The sequence below is a fragment of the Daejeonella sp. genome, assembly GCF_044232565.1.
GTDB lineage: Bacteria > Bacteroidota > Bacteroidia > Sphingobacteriales > Sphingobacteriaceae > Daejeonella.
Genome location: NZ_JBIILQ010000194.1, coordinates 1 through 5395, shown reverse-complemented (window position 1 = coordinate 5395; position 5395 = coordinate 1). Strand labels below are relative to the sequence as shown.

Genomic DNA, 5395 nt, shown 5'->3' with positions numbered 1-5395 from the left:
TTCCTTTATAGCCGATATGAACAAAATACCTCAATCCCCATTTATTAAGTCGCTAAGCTAGTAATGAATTTTTAATTTCGCCTGTTTATCGCAAAGCATAATTATTTAAAATTTGTGTATTTTTGTATTTCGCTTATCAATAAAAAGCTATATTATGAGAACAATCGTGATTGTTGGTGCAGTTGTACTTGCTGGTGCTACTATTATTGGATTAATGATGACTGAGCGAAAAAACGAGACTCAACCTTCGTTTTCAAGTCAGGGAATCCCTCAAGTTCCAGCCGATGCTTCTTCTACAGGCAGTGCTAGTACAAGCACTTCAGGAAGTCCGGCTTTAAATCCAGCCCATGGTCAACCTGGTCACCGATGCGAACTCCCAGTAGGAGCACCATTAACGGGTAATGCCAGTACCCAAACTCCCACAACAAGTCCAGTTGCTACTACTCAACAAGCTGCTCCTGCCGGTTTGGCTTTAAATCCAGCCCATGGTCAACCTGGTCATCGTTGCGATCTTCCAGTAGGAGCACCTTTAACAGGTACTTCAGTTGAAAAGCCTGCTACTGATTCGATCAAATAATCATTAAAGTATGACCTTTGTTCGGGAAGCAATTTTTAGGGCTAGTTAAAGATTCAGTAAAAAAACTCAATGAAAGCTGGAAAGGCAGTTTACCCGATTCTGATTGCAATCAGTTTATCACATTTGTTAAATGATACCTTACAGTCTATTATTCCAGCTATTTATCCCATTGTAAAGGAATCTTTTAGCCTTAATTTTGCGCAAATCGGACTCATTACTTTAACTTTTCAGCTTGCAGCCTCCATTTTCCAACCTTTTGTCGGATTTTATACCGATCGTAAACCTCAACCATTTTCATTGGCCATTGGTATGGGATTTACCCTCCTTGGTTTAATTTTACTCTCAATCGCTCCTAGTTTTGAATTTCTTATCTTCTCTGTTGGCCTGGTTGGTGTAGGCTCCTCAATTTTCCATCCAGAAGCATCACGCGTTGCACATATGGCCTCAGGTGGCCGTCGTGGAATGGCTCAATCTGTGTTTCAGTTAGGTGGTAATTTCGGAAGCGCTATTGGTCCGCTATTGGCGGCAATTATTATTGTACCTTACGGACAATCATTTATTGTTTGGTTTTCAGCACTTGCCATTTTAGCCATATTTATTTTGTTTAATGTTGGGAAATGGTATAAAAGGAAGGTTAGAATAAAAGCCAGAAGGCCAAGTTCAGATCATCTTGTAGCAAATAACTTTTCAAAACAGAAAGTGTTCATTTCAGTCGGTATTTTGCTAGTTTTAATCTTTTCAAAATACATTTATCTGGTGAGCATGACCAGTTATTATACCTTTTACATGATTCATAAGTTTGGGGCCTCAGTACAAGACTCACAGGTATATCTTTTTATTTTTTTATTTGCTGTAGCAGCTGGAACCATTATCGGCGGACCACTAGGAGATCGTATTGGTCGTAAATATGTGATTTGGGGCTCAATTTTAGGTGTTGCACCATTTTCTCTGCTTTTACCGCATATGAACCTATTCTGGACAGTAATTTTGACTATTCCAATTGGTGTAATTTTGGCTTCTGCTTTCTCTGCCATTTTAGTGTATGCACAAGAGCTTTTCCCCGGTAAGGTGGGTATGATTTCAGGCCTTTTCTTTGGTTATGCCTTTGGAGTTGCAGGAATTGGGTCCGCACTTTTGGGTGGAGTAGCCGACCGTACGAGTATCGAATACGTTTATCAAATTTGCGCTTATCTTCCGCTAATTGGTTTAATAACAGTTTTCTTACCCAATATTGGGAAAAATTAATTCGAGCAATTTTTAGGCTTTATTGTTTGTGGAATAAGGATTCACAAAAAAAGGAGATTATTTAGCTAATCTCCTTTAAATTAAAAGTTAATTTTCGATCAATTACTTCCTTTAATCCAAATTGAAATGTCATTGATTAAATTGATATCTACATTTGCCGGTAAGCGATATTGTGTGCCATTACCTTTTTCCTTTTGAACAGAAAGAAGGTGGTTTAAATCAGGGTAAATTTTAAAAGAAGCATTTTTATTTGCTGCCAATCCTGATTTCCAGATTTCAAAATCGCGAACAGAAACTTGAAAATCCTTCTCACCCTGAATCACCAAAATTCGGTTTTTAATCTTTTTTGCGGTAGCTACCTGATCGTGATTATTGAGATCAACCCAATAAGATGCTGGTGCTCCAAGGATAACCGAGTCTGCAGCAATTGCACCAAGTTTTAACAGCCTTGTTTTGTCAATATCCATCGCTGACTCAATAAATTGTTGCTTTCCTGCGGTACTCGTATCGCCAGATGCTTTATATAAATATTCATTCTGCTCTGTAATCAAGTCGGCAAATTTTCTTGCCGGCGCAGCCGCTAAAATTATACCTTTTAAACTAGGTGCTAAGGTCGCAATCCTAGGTGCTAACATTCCGCCGAGGCTATGCCCGAAAACATAAATTTGAGCCTTATTTACCCCTGGAAGGGTGCCAGCCAATGTGACTGCAGTAATTGCATCATCTATAACCTCTTCATTTACTGTAAATGCTTTATTAAATGTGTTTGGATAAACCATCGAACGCTTAACGTATCGAATACTAGCTATTCCTTGTGCTGCTAAGCCTGCAGCTAGGTCTTTGAATGGTTTGTTTGAGCCTACAGTTTCATCCATGTCGGCAGGCCCAGATCCATGAACCATGATCACTATTGGGAAGTTTGAACTACTCTTCGGACTAGTAAAAACACCTGCCATTTCGCCCTCTGCAAACTTAATTTTAACTTCTTCTTCTTTATAAAGGCTAGTATCAGCATAGCTTGCTAGCGCATATTGAGATTCAGTGGGTTTAGGAGCAAGAAAAAATCCAACTAATTTTTCGGCTTTGTTAAACACAAAAGTAAATGGCTGCGACCCCTTGCTAAAACCACAAGTGAGCATTACCTGATAATACTCTCCTTTAATAGAACTCCTTGCTCCATCTACCGATTGGTAGGTTCCCAAATTATTTTCAAGCCTAAGCCAAAATAGTTTTAGTTCATCTATAGAAATCTGACTTTTAACACTTTCATCCATAAAATTGTGTGCTTCATCAAATTTGCCTTGATTCATAGTTTCGAAAAACTGATCAGCACGATTCATAAGGGAAACCACACTTTGAGAAAAACTCAAGTGGCTAATAAACAGAAATACAAATAGGGCTTTTAAAAATTTCATTTTATAATTGAATTTTGGATTCAGGCTAGAAAGATAAGAAAATTAAGATTGATGGTACTCGGAAATAAATCGCACACCTATTTTTAAATAGTTTGTTGATGCTATTAAACATTCCCTTAGTTGTAAATTGCTATCATTTAATAAAGTATTTTACTGCTAATTTCTCTATCAATGGTGATGTAAGTTGGGTATTTTATTAATTCCTTACCCAGCATAAAGCTTGGTTTAATTTTAATGCTTATCCTGATTTTTTTCTCGGTGGGCCCGCTTTTAGCTCCCGACATAAATTCCACCAATTCTTCCATGGTTTTTCCATTTGATAAAAATGAATAAATATTTGAATTCACCTGTACCGGAACAGTTGTTGTTGTACCCGAAACTAAATTTATTCTTTTGTCTACAGTGCCAGCCGCAACCTCTTGTCCCTTTACCAAAATGATATAATCAAACTGGTTAATAACAGCACCTTTGCTTGTTGGATTGTAAATACTCAGATTAACCTTTGCTTTTAAGGGAATGTTTTTTCTGAACATTGCCAATGCTATGCTTGGAGCACTACTTAAATCAAATGTTCTATTTTTAAACATTTGAGTCATATTTTTTCCAGCTAGAAAGATATCATCTGCCGACTTTATATCATAAGTACATTTTTCAAGAACCTCTATCTTTCTGGAAACGCCACAACTTGATACTAAAAAGGCAAGAATGCAAATTAAAATGTATTTTTTCATTTTTAGCTTAACGCTTATTTTTCGCCAAATTATACCTTTTTCACTATAAATTATTAAAATGGATTAAATAATGATCAAGTTAGCCTTTATGTGCTATTTTTACAGGGAATATATATTTTATAAATAGCTTTGTTAATGATAAAATATTGATTTTTTCTTTCTTAAACTCATTGGTCTTTAGATCGTTTATTTCCACTCTCATGTTTAAATTCATCAGGTATTATTTTTTCCTTATTTTGTTGAGTATGTCATTTTCAATCGTACGTGCCCAGCCTATTTTAAGCAATCATTCTTTTTCTAAGAATGATAATCTGATTGGTTCCTTAACTCTGATAGGTAAACAGGTAAAATTTAAACTTATTGGCGAGAATGCCCAATTATTTAGGCTTAAGGGAAATAAGTTATATATCAACAAGGAAAATATTAAGGCCGATAAGCAATTTTATGACTTGACTATCAGTGCCTCAACGTCATCTGGGCAGCAAGAACAAACTTTCAGGCTAGTACAAGATGAGTTCATAAAAAATCGGGTAATCGCACATCGCGGAGCATGGAAAAATTCGGGTGCTGCTGAGAATTCTATTGCTGCTTTACAGTTTGCCATCGCTATGGGATGCCAAGGTTCTGAGTTTGATGTGCACATGTCTTCAGATTCTGTTCTCGTGGTGAATCACGATCCAACTATTCAAGGAAAAACTATTCATACTAGTAGGGCGGCCGAATTGCTTGCTTTGAAATTGTCAAGTGGAGAAGTTATGCCTTCTTTAGAATCCTATATTAAGTCTGGTATGACACAAAATAAGACTAAACTTATTTTGGAAATTAAGCCAACCATTAATATGGAAAGAGCCTTACAACTTACCAATAAAGTAGTGGATTTGGTTAAGAACCTTAAAGCCCAAGCCTGGATTGATTACATCAGTTTTGATTATACTATTTGCTTAGAATTGCTTCGCTTGGATCCACATGCTAGGGTAGCTTATTTAAATGGGGATAAATCACCGGAAATACTTTCAAAAGATAAATTATGGGGCTTAGATTATAATCAAAGTGTTTTTCAAAAAAATCCGGATTGGATTGCTCAGGCCAAGCAAAAAGGCTTAACTATCAATGCTTGGACCGTTAATGATCCCAAATTAATGAAATTTTTCCTTGACCAAAAATTAGACTTTATCACAACGAATGAGCCGGAATTACTTCTTAAAATGCTTCTTAAATAGCTATTTAAGGAGAATTATTCTCAAATTTGCATTTTGAAACCTAATATTTTAGCCTTGCTAACAAAGAAAAATCAATTTCGTCAAATCAGTAATTTTTTTTCGATGATGCGGAGTTCATACGTATTATTGAAATTAAATGATCCTTTACGAATGGGTGCGGCAACTGCTTTTTTTGCCACATTTGCCTTACCTCCTATCTTAATTCTT

At 36.2% G+C, this 5395-nt stretch carries 5 protein-coding genes; 3 read left to right on the top strand and 2 right to left on the bottom strand.

Annotation, left to right across the window (positions count from 1 at the left end; all coding sequences use genetic code 11):
• Positions 1 to 154: 154 nt before the first annotated feature.
• Positions 155 to 577 (top strand): hypothetical protein, encoded by a 423-nt coding sequence (locus tag ACILQF_RS10175; RefSeq protein WP_395627301.1) that lies wholly within the window; start codon positions 155 to 157, stop codon positions 575 to 577.
• 69 nt (positions 578 to 646) lie between these two features.
• Positions 647 to 1822, top strand: coding sequence for an MFS transporter (locus tag ACILQF_RS10170; protein ID WP_395627300.1), 1176 nt, complete (start codon positions 647 to 649; stop codon positions 1820 to 1822).
• 98 nt (positions 1823 to 1920) lie between these two features.
• On the opposite strand, the gene ACILQF_RS10165 is transcribed toward ACILQF_RS10170, so the two are convergent.
• Entirely contained in the window at positions 1921 to 3237 is a 1317-nt protein-coding gene (locus ACILQF_RS10165; RefSeq protein ID WP_395627299.1) for a DUF3887 domain-containing protein, read from the bottom strand.
• Positions 3238 to 3374: 137 nt separating this feature from the next.
• Positions 3375 to 3968: an LEA type 2 family protein gene (locus ACILQF_RS10160; protein ID WP_395627298.1), complete on the bottom strand. Its 594-nt coding sequence runs from the start codon at positions 3966 to 3968 to the stop codon at positions 3375 to 3377.
• Between the two features lie 245 nt (positions 3969 to 4213).
• On the opposite strand from ACILQF_RS10160, the gene ACILQF_RS10155 reads away from it, so the two are divergent.
• Complete coding sequence (locus tag ACILQF_RS10155) at positions 4214 to 5188, top strand: glycerophosphodiester phosphodiesterase (RefSeq protein WP_395627297.1); 975 nt, start codon at positions 4214 to 4216, stop codon at positions 5186 to 5188.
• Positions 5189 to 5395 lie beyond the last annotated feature (207 nt).